The organism is Campylobacter sp. LR291e (assembly GCF_008633915.1).
In the GTDB taxonomy this organism is placed as follows: Bacteria; Campylobacterota; Campylobacteria; order Campylobacterales; family Campylobacteraceae; genus Campylobacter_D.
In genome coordinates, this window is sequence record NZ_VJNV01000001.1 from 100,256 (window position 1) to 121,673 (window position 21,418).

Annotated in this window: 28 protein-coding genes, 1 tRNA gene and 1 pseudogene; 18 read left to right on the plus strand and 12 right to left on the minus strand. The window is 29.5% G+C overall.

Annotated elements, in window-relative coordinates:
• Nucleotides 1–104: 104 nt before the first annotated feature.
• Complete coding sequence (locus FMM58_RS00495) at nt 105–2,666, minus strand: AsmA-like C-terminal domain-containing protein (protein WP_150151406.1); 2,562 nt, start codon at nt 2,664–2,666, stop codon at nt 105–107.
• On the opposite strand from FMM58_RS00495, the gene mltG reads away from it, so the two are divergent.
• Genes mltG through FMM58_RS00520 form a run of 5 tightly spaced genes read left to right on the plus strand, consistent with a single transcriptional unit; the run spans nt 2,581 to nt 6,702 of the window.
• The gene (mltG, locus tag FMM58_RS00500) at nt 2,581–3,579 is read left to right on the plus strand and encodes an endolytic transglycosylase MltG (protein ID WP_150139387.1); all 999 of its coding nucleotides are present in this window, start codon (nt 2,581–2,583) and stop codon (nt 3,577–3,579) included. The genes FMM58_RS00495 and mltG overlap by 86 nt on opposite strands.
• A gap of 54 nt (nt 3,580–3,633) precedes the next feature.
• Complete coding sequence (gene flgB / locus FMM58_RS00505; protein ID WP_150139389.1) at nt 3,634–4,062, plus strand: flagellar basal body rod protein FlgB; 429 nt, start codon at nt 3,634–3,636, stop codon at nt 4,060–4,062.
• A 19-nt stretch (nt 4,063–4,081) separates the two neighbouring features.
• Nucleotides 4,082–4,579 carry a flagellar basal body rod protein FlgC gene (gene flgC, locus FMM58_RS00510; protein WP_150139391.1) on the plus strand — a complete coding sequence of 166 codons (498 nt, stop codon included), beginning with the start codon at nt 4,082–4,084 and terminating at the stop codon, nt 4,577–4,579.
• 3 nt (nt 4,580–4,582) lie between these two features.
• Entirely contained in the window at nt 4,583–4,882 is a 300-nt protein-coding gene (gene fliE, locus FMM58_RS00515) for a flagellar hook-basal body complex protein FliE (protein ID WP_150139393.1), read from the plus strand.
• Nucleotides 4,883–4,887: 5 nt separating this feature from the next.
• A complete protein-coding gene (locus FMM58_RS00520) occupies nt 4,888–6,702 on the plus strand; it encodes a peptidoglycan D,D-transpeptidase FtsI family protein (protein WP_150139395.1) in 1,815 nt (604 codons plus the stop codon).
• On the opposite strand, the gene fabG is transcribed toward FMM58_RS00520, so the two are convergent.
• Nucleotides 6,703–7,446: a 3-oxoacyl-ACP reductase FabG gene (gene fabG, locus FMM58_RS00525; protein WP_150139397.1), complete on the minus strand. Its 744-nt coding sequence runs from the start codon at nt 7,444–7,446 to the stop codon at nt 6,703–6,705.
• Between the two features lie 142 nt (nt 7,447–7,588).
• Here fabG and FMM58_RS00530 point away from each other — a divergent pair, with 142 nt between their 5' ends.
• From FMM58_RS00530 to FMM58_RS00555, 6 genes are read left to right on the plus strand one after another with little or no spacing between them, the layout of a single operon-like run.
• Entirely contained in the window at nt 7,589–8,905 is a 1,317-nt protein-coding gene (locus FMM58_RS00530; protein ID WP_150139399.1) for a S41 family peptidase, read from the plus strand.
• Nucleotides 8,902–9,612 (plus strand): phosphoribosylaminoimidazolesuccinocarboxamide synthase, encoded by a 711-nt coding sequence (purC, locus tag FMM58_RS00535; RefSeq protein WP_150180266.1) that lies wholly within the window; start codon nt 8,902–8,904, stop codon nt 9,610–9,612. The genes FMM58_RS00530 and purC overlap by 4 nt, the downstream gene beginning before the upstream one ends.
• A gap of 9 nt (nt 9,613–9,621) precedes the next feature.
• On the plus strand, nt 9,622–9,858 hold the full coding sequence (gene purS, locus FMM58_RS00540) for a phosphoribosylformylglycinamidine synthase subunit PurS (RefSeq protein WP_150139402.1): 237 nt from the start codon (nt 9,622–9,624) through the stop codon (nt 9,856–9,858).
• A complete protein-coding gene (gene purQ / locus FMM58_RS00545) occupies nt 9,855–10,499 on the plus strand; it encodes a phosphoribosylformylglycinamidine synthase I (RefSeq protein ID WP_150139404.1) in 645 nt (214 codons plus the stop codon). The genes purS and purQ overlap by 4 nt, the downstream gene beginning before the upstream one ends.
• Nucleotides 10,496–11,683 carry a hypothetical protein gene (locus tag FMM58_RS00550; RefSeq protein WP_223810427.1) on the plus strand — a complete coding sequence of 396 codons (1,188 nt, stop codon included), beginning with the start codon at nt 10,496–10,498 and terminating at the stop codon, nt 11,681–11,683. The genes purQ and FMM58_RS00550 overlap by 4 nt, the downstream gene beginning before the upstream one ends.
• Nucleotides 11,664–12,359 (plus strand): lysophospholipid acyltransferase family protein, encoded by a 696-nt coding sequence (locus FMM58_RS00555; protein WP_150139406.1) that lies wholly within the window; start codon nt 11,664–11,666, stop codon nt 12,357–12,359. Before FMM58_RS00550 ends, FMM58_RS00555 begins: the two co-directional genes overlap by 20 nt.
• Nucleotides 12,360–12,362: 3 nt before the next feature.
• Here the strand turns inward: FMM58_RS00555 and FMM58_RS00560 are convergent.
• Nucleotides 12,363–12,437: transfer RNA gene (locus FMM58_RS00560), tRNA-Glu, on the minus strand.
• Nucleotides 12,438–12,587: 150 nt separating this feature from the next.
• Between FMM58_RS00560 and FMM58_RS00565 the strand changes: the two genes are divergently transcribed.
• On the plus strand, nt 12,588–13,154 hold the full coding sequence (locus FMM58_RS00565) for a manganese efflux pump MntP family protein (RefSeq protein WP_150180267.1): 567 nt from the start codon (nt 12,588–12,590) through the stop codon (nt 13,152–13,154).
• 12 nt (nt 13,155–13,166) lie between these two features.
• Here the strand turns inward: FMM58_RS00565 and FMM58_RS00570 are convergent, their stop codons facing one another.
• The 5 genes and pseudogenes from FMM58_RS00570 to rpmB all read right to left on the minus strand — a co-directional run bounded on the left by FMM58_RS00570 (nt 13,167) and on the right by rpmB (nt 16,228).
• Complete coding sequence (locus tag FMM58_RS00570; RefSeq protein ID WP_150180268.1) at nt 13,167–14,444, minus strand: NTP/NDP exchange transporter; 1,278 nt, start codon at nt 14,442–14,444, stop codon at nt 13,167–13,169.
• Between the two features lie 81 nt (nt 14,445–14,525).
• On the minus strand, nt 14,526–14,963 hold the full coding sequence (locus FMM58_RS09285; protein ID WP_411675274.1) for a CZB domain-containing protein: 438 nt from the start codon (nt 14,961–14,963) through the stop codon (nt 14,526–14,528).
• Between the two features lie 12 nt (nt 14,964–14,975).
• Nucleotides 14,976–15,212: pseudogene (locus tag FMM58_RS09290) on the minus strand (methyl-accepting chemotaxis protein); the annotation flags it as partial.
• Nucleotides 15,213–15,645: 433 nt separating this feature from the next.
• Entirely contained in the window at nt 15,646–15,861 is a 216-nt protein-coding gene (locus FMM58_RS00580; protein WP_150139414.1) for a YdcH family protein, read from the minus strand.
• 172 nt (nt 15,862–16,033) lie between these two features.
• Nucleotides 16,034–16,228, minus strand: coding sequence for a 50S ribosomal protein L28 (rpmB, locus tag FMM58_RS00585; RefSeq protein WP_150139416.1), 195 nt, complete (start codon nt 16,226–16,228; stop codon nt 16,034–16,036).
• A 133-nt stretch (nt 16,229–16,361) separates the two neighbouring features.
• On the opposite strand from rpmB, the gene rpe reads away from it, so the two are divergent.
• Nucleotides 16,362–17,009 carry a ribulose-phosphate 3-epimerase gene (gene rpe / locus FMM58_RS00590; protein ID WP_150139417.1) on the plus strand — a complete coding sequence of 216 codons (648 nt, stop codon included), beginning with the start codon at nt 16,362–16,364 and terminating at the stop codon, nt 17,007–17,009.
• Nucleotides 17,009–17,803 carry a 3'-5' exonuclease gene (locus FMM58_RS00595; RefSeq protein WP_411675275.1) on the plus strand — a complete coding sequence of 265 codons (795 nt, stop codon included), beginning with the start codon at nt 17,009–17,011 and terminating at the stop codon, nt 17,801–17,803. Before rpe ends, FMM58_RS00595 begins: the two co-directional genes overlap by 1 nt.
• Before the next feature lie 273 nt (nt 17,804–18,076).
• On the opposite strand, the gene FMM58_RS00600 is transcribed toward FMM58_RS00595, so the two are convergent.
• Complete coding sequence (locus tag FMM58_RS00600; RefSeq protein WP_150139421.1) at nt 18,077–19,147, minus strand: Cj0069 family protein; 1,071 nt, start codon at nt 19,145–19,147, stop codon at nt 18,077–18,079.
• Between the two features lie 124 nt (nt 19,148–19,271).
• The gene (locus tag FMM58_RS08565; protein ID WP_190317910.1) at nt 19,272–19,415 is read right to left on the minus strand and encodes a hypothetical protein; all 144 of its coding nucleotides are present in this window, start codon (nt 19,413–19,415) and stop codon (nt 19,272–19,274) included.
• A gap of 180 nt (nt 19,416–19,595) precedes the next feature.
• On the opposite strand from FMM58_RS08565, the gene FMM58_RS08570 reads away from it, so the two are divergent.
• From FMM58_RS08570 to FMM58_RS00605, 4 genes are all read left to right on the plus strand, one after another.
• Nucleotides 19,596–19,766: a hypothetical protein gene (locus tag FMM58_RS08570; protein ID WP_190317911.1), complete on the plus strand. Its 171-nt coding sequence runs from the start codon at nt 19,596–19,598 to the stop codon at nt 19,764–19,766.
• A gap of 109 nt (nt 19,767–19,875) precedes the next feature.
• Nucleotides 19,876–20,034 carry a hypothetical protein gene (locus FMM58_RS08575; protein WP_190317912.1) on the plus strand — a complete coding sequence of 53 codons (159 nt, stop codon included), beginning with the start codon at nt 19,876–19,878 and terminating at the stop codon, nt 20,032–20,034.
• Nucleotides 20,035–20,156: 122 nt separating this feature from the next.
• A complete protein-coding gene (locus FMM58_RS08580; protein WP_190317913.1) occupies nt 20,157–20,321 on the plus strand; it encodes a hypothetical protein in 165 nt (54 codons plus the stop codon).
• Nucleotides 20,291–20,791 (plus strand): hypothetical protein, encoded by a 501-nt coding sequence (locus tag FMM58_RS00605; RefSeq protein ID WP_150139425.1) that lies wholly within the window; start codon nt 20,291–20,293, stop codon nt 20,789–20,791. Before FMM58_RS08580 ends, FMM58_RS00605 begins: the two co-directional genes overlap by 31 nt.
• 240 nt (nt 20,792–21,031) lie before the next feature.
• Here the strand turns inward: FMM58_RS00605 and FMM58_RS09070 are convergent, their stop codons facing one another.
• A complete protein-coding gene (locus tag FMM58_RS09070; protein ID WP_263312790.1) occupies nt 21,032–21,157 on the minus strand; it encodes a hypothetical protein in 126 nt (41 codons plus the stop codon).
• A 43-nt stretch (nt 21,158–21,200) separates the two neighbouring features.
• Nucleotides 21,201–21,359 carry a hypothetical protein gene (locus tag FMM58_RS00610; protein ID WP_190318998.1) on the minus strand — a complete coding sequence of 53 codons (159 nt, stop codon included), beginning with the start codon at nt 21,357–21,359 and terminating at the stop codon, nt 21,201–21,203.
• Between the last annotated feature and the right edge of the window lie 59 nt (nt 21,360–21,418).

Below are 21,418 nucleotides of genomic sequence, written 5' to 3' on the forward strand. Positions count from 1 at the left end.
TTTGTCCTTTAAAATATTATTTTTTTATTTCATTGCAAAGTATAGTAAAATTTAAAAAAAAAGCAAGAGGAAATTTAAACTTTTTTTTATTTTTTATTATAAAACTAATCATCGAAGTCAAATAAATTCACAGGTAGCATTATGATATTTCTTATTAAATTAAAAGGAGTTTTTAGGGTATCTAATAAAATTTGCGTGTGAAATTGAGGATTATCAATACTTCCGTCAACCTTTAAAATGGTTGAAATTTCTTTGTTTTTTCCTAAAAGAACGTAGTTTAAAATAGGCACACTGGCAATTGCTGTAGTGGCTGATTTTAAGGTTTTTAATTCTAGGTTAAAGTCCACTGAATTATCGCTTAAATTTGCATTGCCAAGCCCGTAAATATCAACGCTATCTCCATTTAAATTTATAGTTGTAAAATTTATTAAATCCTTTTTTTTCTCAAATGCTACCACTCCTTCTTCAAATTTTAAGCCACTATTATTAAAAGTAGGGCTTTTAAATAATAGTAGGCTAGGGATTGTGTCTATGAAGGATATTAGATTATTCGTTCCTTTTAAGTCTTTTACATAAGTATTGCTAAGTTCAAATCTTCCATTTAAAAATTTTAAATTATCCCCCCTTACATAAAGGCTTAAATTTCCTTCTTTAAAGGCTTGTTTGCCTAAAAAGGTGTTAATAAAATTATCATCCATATTTTTAGCTACAAGACTTAATTTATCCTTTGACATGTGAAGGCGAAAATTTGCCTTATTCTTACTTGCTGTTGCTTGCATAGTACTATTTTTAAGGGAAAATTCAAGCTTATCAAAATTTAAGGTCTTATTAAAATCCTTTAAAATCACGCCGACATTTGCCCCCCCAAGTTCTATATTTTCTTTATAATCTTCTATGTTAAATTCCTTGCCTTCTTTATCATTTTTATAAACATAAATTAAATTTTTAAGGTGAATTTCTTTTAAATTTGAAGTAATTGTAGCACTTGCAAGATTACTTTTTGAACTAATCTTAGTAACGCCTTTTTGCCTTGTAACATAAAAAGTATCGTTTTCATACACGCTTTTATCAGCCTTTAAAAATGAACCATTAAATTTCATATCTGTTAGCTGGGCATCAAAATCATCAAAATTTGTACTATTATAAGTTATGCTTTTTCCACCTATTATACCCATGCCTTGAAGTAGGCTTGAATTTTGTACGCAAAGGTTTAAATCATTTAAGGTTAGGGTTAGACCCTTATTAAAATTCATTTCTAATTGCCACTTTGGAATGCTTAATAAAATATCCTTTGTATAATCTAAATTTAAAATCGTATCTTGATTTGAAATATCTAAAAGTCCTTCAAAATGAAGTCTATTTATATGCGTATCAAAGCTTCCTTTTTTTGTTTGTAAATTTATATTTGCATTAAAATTTGAGTCTAAAAATTCATTTTTAGCACTTGCATTTTCTATACGCAAGTCATCTTGTTTTAATTTAACATTTGCTTGTTTTATAACAAAATCTGCAAGAGAAATTCCAACATTATTTAGGGTAAAGCTACCATTATAAAGTACTTCTCCACTTTCATCAAAGTCAATTTTAAGTTCTAACTCGCTTTTCATAGTCCCACTTGTTTGATAAAAAGGAAGTTCAAATACATATTGTTTTAAGGCATTGTTTAATTTTTCATCAAAACGCAAGGAATTTGACTTAATCTTTATGTAAATTCCCATTTTTTTATCATCAAAAATATCGTATAAATACACCTTGCTACCACTTAAATCACCATTATTATAGCTTGCCTTTGGAAAGTAAAAATCAATCTTTTGTTTACTTAAATTTAAGTCCAGGTTAGGAATTTTAATAGCATTCATTACCTTATCTAGTTTAACTTCTACATTTGTAGCAGTAGCACTTGCACTAATATCATTAAAATAAAAATTATTCTTTCTTAAATCTGCAAAACCTTGTAAAAAATGAAAATGATAAAATTCCGCCCTTGCCTTGTCGATCACCCATTCTACCAAACTTTTAGGCAATATAATTTTTTCTTGGATATGTGCAAAAAGCTTAGTAATATCTTGTATATTAATATCTTCAAATTTATAAGAAAGTTGAGAATGTCTATAATTTAGCAAGGTATTAAAACTTATAACAGGTGAGTTTATTTTTGCATTTAATGAGTAAAATTTATTCTTTATGCCTATGCTTAAATTTCCTTCTATATCAGCATTATAATCTGTTAAGTGTATATTTTTAATATTTGCAAATAAAGCACCGGGCTGGCTATGTAAGCTAAGATTTGCTAGTAAAAAATTATTATGTAAGAAAAATTCATTATCTTTGTATAAAATTCTTACATGGTTATCATTAATCAATATTTTTTCTATATCTACTTCTTGAAAAAAGGTATAAAAATAATTTAAATTCGTAGCTATATCTACTAGTTCGTGTACGCTTTTTTCTATAGTTTTTAAATTTGTGCTTGAGTTTGAATCTTGCTTAAAAGAAATATTTTTTGCCCTTAAAATTAGTTTTTTATCTAATTTAATATATAATTGTTCTAAATTTACAAAATTAAGATGGATACTAGATATGGAAAAGCCGTTTTTTAATACAAAAAATAATGCTAAAAATAATACCACTAGCACAAGCAGTGTGTATAAAATCTTTTTTTTCATAGTTGAGCTCTTTATTATATTTATAATAGGGCTATTTTTTTATCTTACTAAACCTTTTACTAGTAGCGAGGTCGTTTTTGTACCTCAAGGTTCAATAGCTGACATTATAACACAATTTAAACAAAAAAATTATGTATTAAGCGATATTGATAAATTTATTTTGCGTTTTATAGGGAGGCCACAATCTGGCTGGATTAACATAGGTAAAGAAAAATTAAATAGATTTGAATTTTTATATAAGCTCACAAAGGCTAAGGCTGCTACGCAAAATATTACTTTAATCCCCGGTGAAACTACTATAATCTTTTTAGAACAAGTTGCTAAGAAATTTAATTTAGATAAAGATATATTAATTTTTGAATTTAACAAACAATCCCCATTTAAAGAAGGTATGTTAATACCTGATACTTATAAAATTCCACGCAATATTTCAGAAGCAAATTTTATAAAATTATTAATTACTCATTCTGAAAGACAGCACAAAGAATGGAGTACTAAGTTATATGGAGAATATAATCCTAAAAAATGGTATAAAACTATAATAATGGCATCAGTTATTCAAAAAGAAGCAGCAAGTGAAGAAGAAATGCCACTTGTTGCAAGTGTTATTAATAATCGCTTAAAAATCGGTATGAAACTTCAAATGGATGGTACTTTAAATTATGGTGTTTATTCTCATGTTAGGGTGAGTCCTGAGCGTATAAGAAATGATACAAGTTCGTATAATACCTATAAAAATTTAGGCTTACCTCAGGACGCAGTTTGTAATGTTTCAATCGCTGCTATAAAGGCTACTAAAAATCCACCAGATACGCCTTATTTGTATTTTGTACGCGATAAAAAAACAGGAAAGCATATATTTAGTACGAATTTAAACGAGCACAATAAGGCCATTGATGGACAAAGAAATTAAAAGTTGGCATTCTTTTTGCTTGTTCTTGGTTAAGAAAAAAATAAAGGATAAAAGATGATTAATCCATTTAAATCAAAAGAACTAGTAGTTGGGGCACTAGCAGGTAGGAATTTAAGAAATCAAGTTATAAATTCAAACCTTGCAAATGTGGATACTCCATTTTATAAGGCAAGGGATATAGAATTTGAAACAGCTTTGGTTAATAGGGCAAATGAAATTTTTAAAAAGGGTGATAACAAAGAGTTAAAATTAGCAAACACAGATGAAAATCACCAACAACCTTGGAAATTTCCAGACCCAAATAAGTCTATTATTTATTTAAGGGATGGACATTTAGCAAGGAATGATGCAAATACCGTGGATTTAGATGTGGAAACTACTGAGATGAGTAAAAATACTACTATGATTACAGCACTTGATGGTGTTTTAAGAAGACAGGGTAATATTTTTACTTCAATAATTGACGCAAGTTCAAAAATATAAAATAAGTTAAAGGTAAGTTATGGCATACTTAAGTGATTTTGATATTAGTGGTTATGGATTAAGTGCTCAACGTTTTAGAATGAATGTTATAAGTTCGAATATAGCAAACGCTAACACTACTAGAACGGCTGAGGGAGGACCTTATAGACGCAGGTCGGTTGTTTTTAAAGCTACTGAATTTGATGAGCTTTTAAACAAACAAATCAAAGAGGATAATAATTTTTTAAAATATGAAAATCCTTTAAATGATTCTTTTGCACCAGAAGATGCAAATCCTGCGATTATGAGTGTGATTGTAGATAAGGTTGTTAGGGATGATACTGATTTTCGTATGAAGTATGAACCAGGACACCCTGATGCAAATGAAGAAGGGTATGTGGCCTATCCAAATATAAACCCTGTTATAGAAATGGCCGATTTAATAGAAGCAACAAGGGCTTATCAAGCTAATGTAAGTGCCTTTACAAGTGCAAAGGCTATAGCCCAAAGTGCGATTGAATTGTTACAAGGAAGTTAGTAAATGAATACTATTAACGATTTAAATCAACTTAGCAAGGTAGCAAATTCAGGCATTCAAAGCCAAAACCAAAAGGGAATAGGTGATGAATTTGCGAATTTGTTAAAAGAATCTATTGAAGATTTAAATAAAACCCAAGAAACAGCTGAGGCTGCTATGACTGATATTGCTACTGGCGAGGTGAAGGATTTACACCAAGCAGCTATTGCTATTAGTAAGGCTGAAACCAGTATGAAATTTATGCTTGAAGTGAGAAATAAGGCAATTAGTGCTTATAAAGAAATTAAAAATACACAAGTTTAAGCTTTATGCAAGAATATAGGAAAAATAGAGTTTCAAAGGTTGCATTTGCCTATTGTATGGCGTTTTTACTTATGCTTATATTTTTAAGCTCTACCTTTTTCCTTACTTCAAAAAGACATATCCCAAACACAGAAAAAGACCAATATTCACTAGCCCTAAGAGGAAACATTATAACAAAGGATAATTTTACCCTTGTAAGTTCTAAGCAAAGTTACAGGGCTGAGATTGATTTAAGAAGTATAAATACCGATAAAATTGACCTATTTTTAAAGCTTTTTCAAATTTATAGTGGCATTAGTGATAAACAGATTAGCGATATAAAAAAAAGAATGCAAAATCACAAAAAACGTTCTTATAATTTTGTTTTATTACAAGAACTTGACACAAAACAAGCAAATCATTTAAAAGACTTAGCTAAAAAACTTTATACCCAAGGCTTTTTTAAGGCATTTACTAACAATAATGGACGCGTTGAAATAAGAGGGCTTAGTATTATAGAACATGAAGAAGATAGAATTTATCCTATAACAAATACCCTAACTCCTGCTATAGGTTATACAAAAACGATTTTAGATAAAAATGTAGGAATACTTAAAAATGTAGGGGTTAAGGGGCTTGAAAAATATTACGAGGCTTGTTTAAATCCCTTGCAAGATGAGAAAATTCAAGGGCTAAAGGATATAGGTGGAAATATCATTTTAAATTCAAATTCTTTATTACAAAGAAAAATAAATGGTTGTGATTTATATCTTAACATTTTTTTAAAATTACAAAAAAATATAGAACAAGCAATTGACATAAGAAATGATGATTTAAAGGCAAATGAGATTATTGTAGGTGTTATGGAAAGTAAGAGTGGTAAGCTTTTAGCATTGGTTAGTTCGAGAAGATACGACCCTCAAAATAGAGGCAAGGATTTATCCGTATTAAATGCAAGTGCTATAGAATATGGATATGAGGCAGGTTCGGTTATAAAGCCTTTTATTTTTACTACGGCCTTGCAACTTGGTAAATTAAAGAAAAATGAGATAATTAATACCTATGGTGGCAAATATAAGCTTGGAAAATTTATTATAACTGATGATCATAAAGAAGATAAAATGAGTTTAGAAGAGATTATTATGTATTCTTCAAATATAGGAATGATACAAATTGCAAAAAGACTTAGCAATCTTGAAATTATTTCAGGGCTTAAAATCTTTAAATTTAGTGAAAAAAGTGGCATAGATTTACCATACGAACAAAAAGGAGAGTTGCCAAATCATAAAAAAATGCGTGATATTGAAAAATCCGTTTTAAGCTATGGTTATGGACTTAAAACTACCTTTATGCAACTTTTAGCTGCTTATAATGTCTTTAATAATGATGGGGTTTATGTTACTCCTAGATTAGCTGAAAAATTTTATCAAAATGGTCGTTTTGTTGAGTTAAACGATGAGGTAAAAACAGAAAAAATTCTTTCAAGCGATGCTGCAAAAACCATGCAAAAAATTCTAATTGGTGTGGTAGAAAAAGGAACGGGTAGAAAGGCTTTAACTCAAGGTATAACCTTAGGTGGAAAAACGGGTACTGCAAGGATTGCTGAACGTCAAGGTTATGCAAGCAATCGTTATAATTCATCTTTTTTTGGCTTTGCAAATGATGAAAAAAATAATTATACCATAGGTGTTTTAGTAAGAAATGCTACAAAGCCTTATAGTTATTATGCTGCCCAAAGTGCCTTGCCTATATTTAAAGACGTGGTTGATATTTTAATAAATGAGAATTTTTTAAGCATAAAAAAAGAAGAACCAACCACGCAAACACTAACTCTAAGATAATTACATATATAAGCCACCATTTATTTTAAGCACTTCACCTGTCACATAAGATGCATAATCACTTAATAAAAAAGCTACACAATTTGCAACCTCTTCAGGCTGTGCAAAACGTTTTAGGGGTATATTATTTTGATAACTTTGCTTTATTTCTTCGCTTAAAATTTCAGTCATATCACTTTGAATAAAACCTGGTGTAACGCAGTTAAATCTTAAATTTCTACTTGCACCTTCCTTTGCAAAGGACTTTGTCATGGCTATCATACCACCCTTGCTTGCTGAGTAGTTAACCTGTCCTGCATTACCCATTTCACCAACTATTGAGGCTATATTTACAACGGCTCCAAAACGTTTTTTACTCATTACTTTTAAAGCCTCTTTACAACCTAAAAAGGCAGAAAATAAATTTGTGTTTACTACCTTGCTAAAATCATCTAAACTCATTCTAAGGGCTAATTTATCATTGGTTATTCCGGCGTTATTGACAAGATAGCTTAATTCTCCATCACTTTGAATAATTGTCTTAATGCCATTTTCAAATTCTTCTTCAATACTAGCATCAAAATTAATCACAGCTGCTATTCCACCAGCCTTTTCAATCTCTTTTTTTAAAGCATCAGCAAGTTCAGGCTTACTTCTATAATTAATCCATACCTTTAAACCAAAACTAGCTAAAACATTTGCAATACTAGCCCCTATACCCTTACTAGCCCCTGTAATCAAAACATTTTTTCCACTAAATTTCATAAGCTTTCCTTTTTAAAAAATGGCTTAATTTTAACATAAAAATATTTAAAAATTAAAAACTTCATTTTTTTCTTTATCATTTACAAATTTTTAAGTAATTTTTACTAGAATTTAAACTTAATTTTCAAAATGGGAGATAAATTTGAATAAAAAAAGAATTTTAGCAAGTTTTGCTGGTTTTGTTAGCTGTTTAGTACTTTGCGTATTTTTTGCAAGTTCTTTGGAGGCTAAAACTAGCACTAAAGAAGATGATATAACTAAACGTTTAAATGCCTTAGATAAATTAACAAAAGCCTTAGATATAGTTGAACAATATTATGTGGATGATCAAAATATAAGCGATTTAGTGGATAAATCAATTTCAGGTCTGCTTGGAAATTTAGATGCTCATTCTTCTTTTTTAAATGAAAAAGAATTTAATGATATGAAAATTCAAACAAGTGGGAAATTTGGAGGACTTGGCGTTACTGTAGGCTTAAAGGATGGGGCATTGAGCGTTATAGCCCCTATTGAGGGAACCCCTGCTGATAAGGCTGGTATAAAAACAGGGGATATTATCCTTAAAATAGATGATGAGGCTACCTTGGATATGTCCTTAGATGATGCTGTTGATAAAATGCGAGGAAAGCCAAATACCCCTATTAAATTAACCATTTATAGACAAAGTTTGCAAAAACCTTTTGAAGTGCGTTTAATAAGGGATATTATAAAGGTTGAAAGCGTTTATGCTAAGATGATTGAAGATGAAAATATACTTTTTTTAAGGGTTACAAATTTTGATGAAAATGTAGTTGAAAAGGCCAGTAAGGAACTTAGAAAATACCCAAATGTAAAGGGTGTTATACTTGATTTAAGGCAAAATCCAGGAGGACTTTTAAATCAAGCTATAGGTTTGAGTAATTTATTTTTAGATAATGGCGTTATAGTAGTTCAAAAAGGACGGGTACAATCTGAAAATCAAGAATATAAAGCCGAGCCTAAAAATAAAATTTCTAGTGCTCCTTTAGTTGTTTTGGTAAATGGTGGAAGTGCTAGTGCTAGTGAGATTGTAAGTGGGGCTTTACAGGATTTAAAAAGGGCGGTTATAGTAGGTGAAAATACCTTTGGTAAGGGAAGCGTACAGCAAATCATACCAATAAGCAAAACAGAGGCTTTAAGACTAACCATTGCAAGATATTATTTGCCAAGTGGTAGGACCATTCAAGCAGTTGGCGTTAAGCCTGATGTTGAGGTATTTCCTGGCAAGGTTAGTATGCTTGAAAATAATTTTTCTATAAAAGAAAGTGACCTTAAAAAACACCTTGAAAGTGAACTTGAAAAGCTTTCTAAAACAAAGGTTGATAAAAAAGATAAGGATGAAAAATACTTTATAACTCAAAGGCAAATTAATGATGATGTGCAGTTAAAATCGGCAATTGATACAATCAAAATTTTAAATATTAAAGGAAAATTCAAATGATAAAGGGTGAATTACTTTACGAGGGTAAGGGAAAAAGACTTTATAAAAGCGATGATGAGAATTTATTAATAAGTGAATTTAAGGATGATTTAACTGCCTTTAATGCCGAAAAAAAGGGTAATGAAAGTGGTAAGGGTGCTTTAAATTGTAAGATTAGTACTCAGTTATTTCACTTGCTTGAACAAAAGGGAATTCTTACTCATTTAGTAGATGTGATTAGCGAAAACGAACAAGTTGTTAAAAAATGCAAAATTTTACCTATTGAAATTATAGTTAGAAATGTAGCCACTGGGTCTTTAACAAAAAGACTTGGCATAAAAGATGGAACCGTTTTACCTTTTGCTTTGGTTGAGTTTTGTTTAAAAGATGATGCCTTGGGCGACCCATTTATAAATGATGAACACTGCTTACTTTTAAATTTGGTAAAGGATAAAGAACAAATAGCACAAATAAAAACTATAGCAAGAAAGATAAATGAAATTTTGCTAAACTTTTTTGATACCAAAAATTTAAGATTAATTGATTTTAAAATAGAACTTGGCTTGACAAAGGATAATGAATTAGTATTAGCTGATGAGATAAGCCCTGATAGTTGTCGTTTTTGGGATAAGGATACAAATGAAAAGCTTGATAAGGATAGATTTAGACAAGATTTAGGCAATGTTAAAATGGCTTATGAAGAGATTTTAAAAAGAATTTTAAGTTAAGGTAAAATAATGAAAATAACCATAAATGTTTTCTTAAAAGATGGTGTCTTAGACCCACAAGGAAAGGCTACGCAAAAGGCCTTACACGCACTTGGTTTTCACAATGTAAAAGATACTAAGATTGCTAAGCAAATTAGCATTGACCTTGATGAAAGCGATGAAACAAAGGCTAGGCAAGAGGTTGAAAAGATGTGCGAAGAATTGCTTGTAAATAGTGTTATAGAAGATTATGAGCTTGTGATATGAAGGTAGCCATTATTAGATTTTTAGGTACAAATTGTGAATTTGATACAGCTTATGCCTTTGAAAAAATCGGTGCAAAAACAAAGATTATCTGGCAAGAAAATGAAGATTTTGAAGCTGATTTAGTTGTTTTGCCAGGAGGTTTTTCTTATGGGGATTATTTAAGATGTGCTGCCATTGCTAAATTTGCACCTGCTATGAAGGGCGTTTTAAGACATGTAAAAAAGGGAGGCTTTGTACTTGGAATTTGCAATGGTTTTCAAATGCTTTTAGAACTTGGACTTTTAAAGGGTGCCATGAAACATAATAAAAATTTAAATTTTATCTCAAAAGAACAAAGATTAAAAGTAATTTCAAATGACAATGCCTTTTTGCAAAATTTTAAAAAAGATGAGATTATAACTTTGCCTATAGCACATGGCGAGGGTAATTATTTTGCAGATGAAAATGATTTAAAAACTTTGCAAGATAAGGATTTAATTTTATTAAAATATGTTGATAATCCAAATGGTTCAATATGTGATATAGCTGGAATTTGTGATGAGAATAAAAAAATTTTTGGACTTATGCCTCATCCTGAAAGGGCTTGTGATAAAATTTTAGGCAATGAAGTTGGCTTAAAAATGTTAAAAGGCTTGATTTGAGATTATTATTTATATGTTGTATTAGCATTTTTTTCTTATTTGCTCAGCAAGAGGTTTCAGTTTTTGATACCCCAAAAAGCAGTACTAAAAAGCTTGGAAAAGAAGAAAGAAAAATTTATCAAAGTATAAGTGCAAGTGATGAAAATACAGATTTTGAAAAAAATGTAGAAGTACCTTACATTAGTCAAAGTGCCTTAGTTCTTAATAGTCAAAATTATCCACAAAATGTTTATGTTGGTGAGCTTTTTTCTATAGAACTTGAGGTTAAGACAAATGAAGATACGAATTTTGATTTTAAGATTGTGCTTGATAAAAATGATGAGCTTAGTTTTTTAAATCCAAATTTAAAATGGGTGCAAAATAATGATATTTACAAGGCTCAATTATTTTTTGAGGCTAAAACTTCAAATGCTATCTTAAATAGTATCATTGTCCAACTTACTAGAAATAACAAGGTCTTTCAAGAATCAAAGCTTGAAATCAACTCTATAAGATTTGATAGTACGCCTACAAATAAAGATTTTTCGCATTTAGTGGCCTCTTCTTTGGATATAAAAAAGGTTAAAACGAGTCAATTTGACACAGAAAATAATATTATGATGATAGAATTAAACGCTCAAAATACTAATCTTAAAAGCTTTTACATTGAAGGCATTAAAAAGCAAGGTGTTGAGAATTTAAGGGGTGATTTTAATAATTCTACTGCTTATTATTATGCGATTTTGCCAAATAATAAATTAAATTTTGATTTTTCTTATTTTAATAAAGAAACAGCAAAGCTTGAAAATTTCAGTTTTAAATTAAAATTAAGCGATGATGAGTTAAGTACACAAAGTGATTTAAACCCTATAAGCAAGGATTTTAACGAGTATAAAAGATATGGACTTTGGATAATAGGGCTTTTAATAATCTTAGTGTTTATCTTTAATCACAGCTACATAGCCTTAATAATTGCCTTTATTTGCTTTATTTCTGGCTTTTTAATAGATACCAGCATAGAAAATGGCGTACTTAAAGCAGGGGCTAGGGTTAAAATTTTGCCTACTGAAAACTCTACTTATTTTTACACAGCCCAAAACGATGAAGACATTGAAATTTTAGGTCATAGACAAGATTATATTAAAATTTTGCTAAATGATGGCAAGATAGGCTGGGCAAATAAAAATGATTTACAAAAGAATTAAAGCCTTAATTTATTGGTGTAATTTTATATTTAGTGTAGCATTAGTTTTAATCTTTTTTTGTTTTCTTAAAAATCAAAATATTATTTATAAAATTAGGCACAACTGGGCAAAAATGCAAAGATATATTATAAATTATAGTATTGATTTAGAAGGCGAGTTTGATAAAGAGGCAAAAATGATAATTATGAATCATCAAAGCGTACTTGATATTATCGCACTCGAAGATTTATACCCTGCAAATTTAGCCTGGATTGCAAAAAAAGAATTAGCCCAAATTCCAGTTTTTAAAATAGCTATGCTAAGACCTAAATTTTTATGTATTGATAGAAAAAACCCAAGAGATTTAGTACGCATTTTAAAAGAGGCAAAACAAAGACTTAGCGAGGGTAGAGTGCTATCTATCTTTCCAGAAGGAACTCGTTCAAAGTCTGAAAAATTGCTTAAATTTCAAAGTGGGGCAGCTGTACTAGCTCAAAAATTAAATATAAAAGTACAACCTATTCTTATAGTTGATTCAGCTAAAATTTTAGATACTAAGAATTTTACGGCTAGTAGCGGGGTGCTTAAAATGATAGCCTTGCCTATAGTTGATACAAACGATGAAAAATGGCTTGAAAATACTAGAAAGCTTATGCAAGAAAGACTTGATAAAGAAAGATTAAAAAATACGACTTAGAGATGGTGACCCATACGAGACTCGAACTCGTGTTACCGCCGTGAAAGGGCGATGTCCTAACCGCTAGACGAATGGGCCAAAACTAAGAAATATAAGTCAAAATTATATCTTTTTGACCTTAATATAAGCTGAAAAATGGGCTTTTTTCATATTTTCAAAATAATAATTATTCGTTTACTTTATAATATTATTTTATTTGTTTTATTAAAAATACAAAGGGGAAAATAAATGGATATTTTAAGCCTTATTTTTTTAAGTTTCGCACTTGCAATGGATGCCTTTGCTGTTTCCTTATGTAAGGGTTTTAGCGTTAAAAATTTACAAATTAAGCATTATTTGATAGTCGGGGCTTATTTTGGAGGTTTTCAAGCCTTAATGCCAGTGCTAGGTTATTTACTAGGTATTAGCTTTGCTTCTTTTGTAGCTAGAATTGATCATTACATAGCCTTTATTTTACTTAGCTTAATAGGGCTTAAAATGATAAAAGAAGGGTTTGATAAAAACGCCTGTGATAAAAACTCAAATGCCTTTGATAATAAAACCATGTTTTTTTTAGCCATAGCTACAAGTATTGACGCACTAGCTGTTGGGGTAAGTTTTGCTTTTTTAGATACAAATCCTTTAATAGCCCTTATTTTAATAGGCTTAATCACCTTTATACTTTGTGCAATAGCTTTAAAAATAGGTCATGTTTTTGGAATTTTTCTTAAAAATAAGGCTGAAATTTTAGGAGGCATTGTTTTAATTATAATTGCTTGTAAAATCTTAATAGAAGACTTATATAAGGAATTTTAAGTATAAGGAATTTTAAGCTTTTTTATCATAACCTTTAGCTAAAAATACACCAAGTAAGCCCCATACAAAAGATATTAAAGCCCCTGTTAATAAAACGCAAGTTAGGCTAATCTTTGCTAAAAAGCCTTCAATTTGAGCTGATAAGGCATCTCCGCCTCTGTAAACTACGGTATCTAAGAAATTTTTTACCTTATATTTTTCACTTGCATTTAAAGGTACAAAAAGCATTTCCCGTCCTGGTTTTACAAGGGCGTATTCTCCTATCCTTCTTATACTCATAACTATTACAAAAGGTAAAAAAGCAGGGTGGGTAAAGACTAAGCAAATAAAGCCAAGACTTATTATAAAGCCAAGCAAGGATAAAAGCCATTTTAAACCGAGACTAGCGATTTTTGCAGTAAAAAAGCATTGCATTATAAAACTAGCACTTTGTACTATTAAATCAATATTTGCAAAGGCTGCAATTCTTGCTTCTCTTGTTGGAAAAAGTTCTTTTATAATCCTTGCTTGTTCCATATATAAAAAGGTAGACACGCTTGTTAAAAGTAGTATAAAGGCGACAAAGGCAAGTAGGTATTTTGATTTGATAATTAAAAAAATCGCTTCAAATGGGTTTTTTGAACCTATGCTTTTTTCAAAACGAAGATTAAAAATTTCTTTTTGATTATCTTCTAATAAAGAAAATGATTCTTTTATTAATAAATTTTTAGTGATTATGGCTAAAAGAAGTAAAAATATACATACAAAAATAAAATTATGCAAGGATAAAAAAGTACTTAAAAGACTAACGCTTAAACTGCCTATTATACTTCCTAAGCTAGCCCCTGCTGAAATAATGCCAAAAAGCCTTTTAGACCTATCTTTGCTAAATAAATCAGCCAAAAGCGACCAAGCACTAGAAATTATAAATAGATTAAAAACACTAACCCACATATAAAAAATGTATGCAAAATAAGTAAAGTCCTTGCTATTTTCATCAAGTAGGCTTAAGGCTATGAAAAAAAGTATTAAATTTATAGTAAAAAAATAATAAATTATATCAATATAATGTCTTCTTTTAACAGCTCCACTTAGATACATAGCTAAAAATGAACTAAATATCATTAATATAAAGGTGCCTAAAAATAGCCATTTTAACGCTTCTTGTGAGTTATGAATTCCAAGGGCATCTCTTATTGGTCTAAGCGTGGCATAACTTGCAAAAAGTATAAATATAAAAAAAGTAGCATAGAATAATAACTTAAATTCTTTCATATTAAAAGAAAAAATTTTATAAAAATAATCTTTCATTATTATCCTTTTTTTGCAATTTTATAATATTAAATTTAATATTTTTGAATTTTAAGATTAAAATCCTAGTAAAAACTAGGATTAATTAGCTTTATGTTCGTTAAGCATTTCCTTAAATATTTCAAATAAAACATCAGAAGCATTTTCAGCAACTGTACATTTATCAAGGATTTTATGTCTAATTTCTCTATCATTTAAGTCTTCATTGTGCGAAGTTTCTATAGCTGAGTTGATATTTTTATGTACTGCTTCGTGTGGGCTGTCTATCTTTAAGAATGATGCATTATGTCCAAATCTAGTCTTGCCATCACCTGCTACCCATTTGCCTAAGCGACAAGACGTAAAGTCTGCAAGTTTTTTGCCTGTTCTTAAGAAAATTTCTTTATAGCCATTTAATTTAAAAATGACATGGTCAAGTTTTACAAGGGCGACAAAGGATTCTGCACTAATGCTTACTGAATCTTTTTTAGAATTATTAGCATCTTCTGCAAGCTTAGCAAATTTTTCACTAAAATTCATAATATGAGCATTTGAATCAATAGAAATTTTTTCAACTTGTTCGCTTTGAGAGTACATTTCGTTAGCATTTTGTTTAAGTAAATTTATATTTACTTCAACCTCTGCTGTAGCCTTTTGAGTTTTTTCAGCTAGTTTTCTAACTTCATCAGCAACTACTGCAAAGCCTCTGCCATGTTCTCCTGCCCTAGCTGCCTCAATGGCTGCATTAAGTGCAAGTAAATTTGTCTGGTCTGATACATCCTTAATCAAACCTATAACATTTGTTATCTCATCAACACTTCTATGTAAGGTACCAGCTGTATCTCTTGATTTATTAGCTGACTCTATGATATTGCTTAAAGATGCAGTAATAGAATGGGTTATGTGATTTAACTCATCCATGCTATTTATAGAATCCATTGCATATTTTGAAATGTTTTCTGCCTTTGTAGCATTATCAGCCATATCACCTTGGATATTAGAAATGCTTTTAAGCGTTCCTTCTAATAACACAGTTAAAAGTTCATTTTTAAGTCTAGATTCTGATGAATTTGCATCGCTATCGCTAAGCTTATCTTTTAAGTCTCTATTTTCTGCTTGATAAGCTGTAATTTGCTTTTTAAGGCTTTGATTTTCCTCAAGCAACCTTTTCATCTCTTCATTTTGTTGTGATTTATTGCTAAACATACTACCCCCTCCCATTTTATTTTTCATAATTTGTTAAATATTCGTTTAGCTCATCTTTTACACGGAGCTTTTCTTTTTTGAGTGTTGTAATCTCAATATCTCCTAGTGGAACTCTACCCTCTTCGGCGTCTTTGATTTTATCATCAAGCTCATTATGCCTTTCAAATAACTTATCAAAGTGTGCATCCTTGCCCTTTAATTCAGACATTAAGTCTCTAAATTCATGTAACATAAAAAACTCCTTTACTTTGTAAATACAATTACCTAATATTGTAACACAATAAAATATAAAATTTTCTTAAAATATTATTACATAGCAAAAAATGATATTAATAAAAAAATTTGAATTTTGAAAGAATTTAATATTTGTTTAAAAATTTAAGCCCCAAAAAATAGAGCTTAAATTATTTAGCATTATTTTTTCTAAGTGTTCTTAGAGTAGATGCAGCGATTCTTACCCTATAAGTAGTGCCATCTTCAAGACGCAAACGAACACTTCTAAGATTTGGTAAAAAACGTTTTTTAGTTTTATTGTTAGCATGGCTTACATTATTACCCACCAATACACCTTTTCCACTTAACTGACATACTCTTGACATATTATATCCTTTGAAATTTTTAAAGGTCGTATTATAACAAAAAAAGCTTAAAATTTTCAATGATTTTTAATTTTATAAAATTTTAACTTTTAAAGGGTAAAATTGCTTTTTTATTCACTTTAAAAGGCTAAAAATGTATGTTGCACCAAGTTTATTGTCAGCAAATTTCTTAAAGCTTGAAGAAGAGATTAAGGCCATTGAAGAGGCCGGGGCTGATTTAATACATATTGATGTAATGGATGGGTATTTTGTGCCAAATTTTACTTTTGGACCCTGTGTTTTAGATAAAATTTCACAAGTTACAAACTTGCCTCTAGATATACATTTAATGGTTAAAGATGTACAAAAATTTGTTGATTTATTTGCCCCTTTAAAGCCAAAATTTTTATCCTTTCATATAGAGACTGAAAATCACCCTATAAGAATGTGTGAGTATATTCGTTCTTTAAACATACACCCAGCAGTAGTTTTAAACCCTCATACGCTGGTTGAAAATTTAAAATACATGCTTGATTATATTGATATGGTTTTATTAATGAGCGTAAATCCTGGCTTTGGTGGGCAAAAATTTCTAAGTCATAGCTACGAAAAAATTAAAACATTAAGAAAAATGATAGATGAAAAAAATGCTAAAATTTTCATAGAAGTTGATGGAGGGGTAAATGGTTTAAATGCTTCAAATTTAGAAGAAGCAGGGGTCGATATTTTAGTGGCTGGTAATTATATATTTTCTTCAAATGATTATAAAACAGCTATTAAATCTTTAAAGCTTGAGTTTTGATGATAAAAAAAGTTGATGATATAATTAATACTTTAAGCAAAGAAAGTAAGCCTTATCAATGGGTAATGCAAAAATTTTCAGACCTAGAAGAATTAAAGGGTTTAAAGCTAGACTTGCAAACCTTAGAATTAATGGGGCTCAAACTAGCTTTAAATAAAAATAATTCTTTAAGCCTTCAAACACGCAATAATTTAATAAAAAATGAAATTTTTTGCATAGTTGATATAGAAAGTACAGGTGGCATTAAAAGTGGTGAAATTTTAGAAATAGGGGCTGTGAAACTACAAAACAATAAAGAAATAAGTCGTTTTGAAAGCTTGATAAAGGTTGAAGAAATCCCTGAAAAAATCACTGAATTAACAGGCATTAATTTAGAAATGGTTCAAAACGCCCCCTCTTTAAAAAAGGTACTAGCTGATTTTAGGCTTTTTTTGCAAGATAGCGTTTTTGTAGCGCATAATGTGCGTTTTGATTATGGTTTTATCTCAAAGGCTTTAAATGATTGTAATTTTGGAATTTTGCTAAATAGGCGAATTTGTAGCGTTGAATTTGCCCAAACTTGCATACAAAGTCCAAAATATAATCTTAGCACCCTTAAAGAATTACTAGGCATTAATAACATTCATCACAGAGCCCTTAGCGATGCTTTAGCGGCCACTGAAATTTTTAAGTATTGCCTTAGTAAACTACCATTTTATATAAAAACGACAGAAGAATTAATACGTTTTTCAAAAACAGCTAAAATTAAACAAGAAGAAACTCAAACAAACTTGTTTGATAATGTTAGTTGTTAAAAAAGCAAAAAAATTAAAGAGGATTTTTTCTCTTTGCTTGAGAAAGTTTTCTTAATTGAATAGTCCTCTTATACAATGAAAATATAAAAGGTAACCTTTTCTTACTTTGTTTTAACGCACTATCGTTTAATGCTAAGGTCATTCTATAAAGTTTAATTATATTTTTTTCCATAGGTGAAAATTATATATTAATCAATTTTAAAATAAAATAAATTTTGAAAGAATTTTTGAAAATTATTAAAAATGCTAAGTTAAACTTAGCATTTTTTTATTTTAAGCCTTTTTTTCGCTAACTATATCTACTATGTTATCGCCCACCATTACAGCAATCTTTGCCATAAATTCCTCAGGACTAGTAAAGCCGACGCAAGAACAATTTATTTCACCTAAAACATATTTATCCTTGCCATTTTCATCAGTATCTAGGATAAAATCAGCAGTCCAAATAAGAGGTAGGTCATAGTTTCCAAGTCTAGTCCTAATATCAGGCAATTGCCCCAAGAACCAATCAATCAAGTTTTTCCAATCTTTTGGCTCATCATAACGATACTTTGCCCCACTAAACAAGGTAGCAGAAAAGGCATCCCCACCCTCAGCAGGTTTTTTATGAACTACATAAACAGGGGTTTTATAAAGCATTAAAATACGAATTTCACCCTCTTTAATACGTGGTAAAAAGGTCATATCAACTAGCATTCCATTATCGCCAACTATATATTGTTCGCAAAAGTCCATAAATTCGCCAAGTTGTCTAGTTTCGCTGTGATTGTCCTTTGCCTCTGTACAAATGATATTTGTATCAAGGTCTAGGCTTTCTACCTTATTATATTCGCTTGATTTTTCAAGCCTTACACGCCAAATCCCCTCACCAGTTGAACCTCTATTTTGCTTTAAAACTCTCTCTCCTTTAGCCAAAGATTTTGGAAAGGTCTTTTTAAAGGTCTTAATATCATAATAAGCATAGGTATCATCAGGTACTAACGGAGTACAAGCAAGTTTAGTTAAGGCATCCTTAGCCCCATAACCTATCATAGCATCAGGGTGAGGCATACCTATGAGACCACTATCACAAAGCTTTCTTAGCACATCAAAATAAAGTTTTTCTTCTTTTAAATTTCCAGGATTAACGCGAGATACATAAGCATCGGCTACATTTTTAACATGTTCAAAAATTTCATTTTTCTTAGCCTCATCCTTTAAAATTTCATCTGTAAAAAATACAACTTCTGCACCCCAGCCTTTTGCTTTCAAAGCATTTACCATAGGCATAGTATCTTTTCTGTGTCCATCAGGTCCCTTATCACTTCCACCCTTTGCTTCAAAAAAAACAACATATTTTTTCATCTTTTCTCCTTAAAATAAGTAATTAAGCACACTTTGTTAAATTTGTGTTAGTTTTATATTGTATCATAGTCTTACTTTATCTTTTTTAAAAAAAATAAAAAATTTGTTTTTTATATTTTTAGGATTATTTTTTAAAAATTTGTATTATTTGCGAGTTAGTTATTAAATTTTGTAAATTTTCACAATCTTCTTTTAATTTTTGTAGAATTTCTTCTGATTTTAAACCAAGCATTATCAAGGTATAAACCTTAGGTCTATTTTTTTCCATTTGCGTAAGGTCTTAACATTTATTTAAGCTTACCTGCTATATCTCTTTGAGTCATTGTTTTTTCCAATTTTTATTTGAAATTTAATAAATTTAGCTTTAAAAGACAACAAGGTAAATTTAGGCTTTTTTAATAAAAATAAAGATAAATTTAGGATTTCATTCACAATAAAAGGGAAATTTATGCAAAAGCATATTGATGAAAAGGGTAATATTATTTATGGTGATTTAAATTTGCAAAGAAATTTAAGATTAAATTTTAGTGGAAGTAATAATATAGTATTTTTTGCAGGGTCTAGTGTGGTAAATATAAATTTTATAGGAAGTAGTGCAGTAGCTTTGTATAGGAGATAGTATAAAGTATTTAGAACTTTAAAGTGATAGTCTTTTTTATGTTGGAAAGATTAGGCACAAAAGTCCATCTCTTGGTGGTACTACAATATATCTTTGGGAATATCAAAATATGATAATAGGCGATAATCCTATGTTTTCTTGGGACATTTCTATGCAAATAGGGGACGGCCATTTTATCTTTGATAGGAAAAGTGAAAAAAGAGCGTCTATTGGAAAAAGCATTTTTATAGGCGATGGGTTTAGAGTGGTAGAAATAATATCTTTATGAAAGGGGCAAAGGTTTTTTCAGGTGCTGTTTTAGGCTTAATTCTTTTATAAATAAAATTCATTACTTAGGTACAATTTATGCTGGAAATCTTGCAAGAAAGGTAAAGGATAATATTTTTTTGGATGAGTGAAAACTCTACTATTTTAAATAAAGAAATTATATCAAATATAAAAAATGCTCAAATGGCAAAACTCCTCAGAACTCAAAATATAGAAGATACTAAATTTGATTTTGATAAAAATGTATTTTTAAACCCATGGCTTTTAGAAGAAAGCTACAAAGCCTAAACGAACCCTTAGAAAAGTTAGAATTTGTGTATGATTATATCTACAATAATACTCATAAAAATAGATTTGCACTCTTTGAAGATAGCGATTTTAAGGACTGCAAACTTTACAAAGATGAAAGTAAAATTCCTTTAAAAACTTGGAATTTAACGAAATTAAGTATAAAAATTTTACACTATCCACTGCCAAATGAAATAAGAAATTCAGTTATTTTAAGGGTGCAAAATATGCTTTCTTATAAGCTTGGAAAGGCTATGATAGCAAATTCTAAAAGCTTAAAAGGGCTTATAAAACTGCCCTTTATACTTAACAAAATAGCAAAGGACCATAAAAGAAAAGAAAAATTTTATAAAGTGTTGATTAACTTTGATTCAAAATATAAAAATTTAGATATTAAAAAATGCCTTGACTATGATAAAAGTTTATTTTATAAAGAACACCTTTCTTATAAATTGGGCTTTGCTTTATGAAAGCCCATAAAAATCTTTATAAATTTGGTTATATTATCTTTTGGCTTGATTTGATAAAGATTTTAAGGGAGTTTAAAAGAAAACAAAATTTAAAATAATTATACTAGTGAAATTTTTAATTCTTTTATCCCAAGGGTTTTTGCATATTTTAAAATAGTGCTAAATTTAGCATCCATTGATTTCTCAAATCTTGCTAAATTTGATTGTTTCATTTTCATTTTTTAGCAATCTCATTTTGCGTTAATTTACTATCAATTCTTGCTTGTACAAGTTGTTTTTTAATCCAAATTCATGTTTTAAAACCTCATATTCTTTTTTAAATTCATAATCTTTCATCATCTCATGAAAAACTATATTAAAATTCATTGTCGCCATTTAGTAGTTCTATTTTGCTTTAAAATTTAAAAAATCAAACATTATATAAGCCCAATTGTTCCGTTCTAAATTTAATAGCACAGATAGAATCAGGCTCATCTATAGGATAAAACTCATTTTCATAACTTTCAACTAAAAACATTAACAATTTTAACTCATCGCCTTTTTTAGTGTTTATCTCTACCTTACACATTAACTCATCAATGCGTTTTAATGCTTGCTGATATTCTAATTTAGTTTTAATTATTTTTA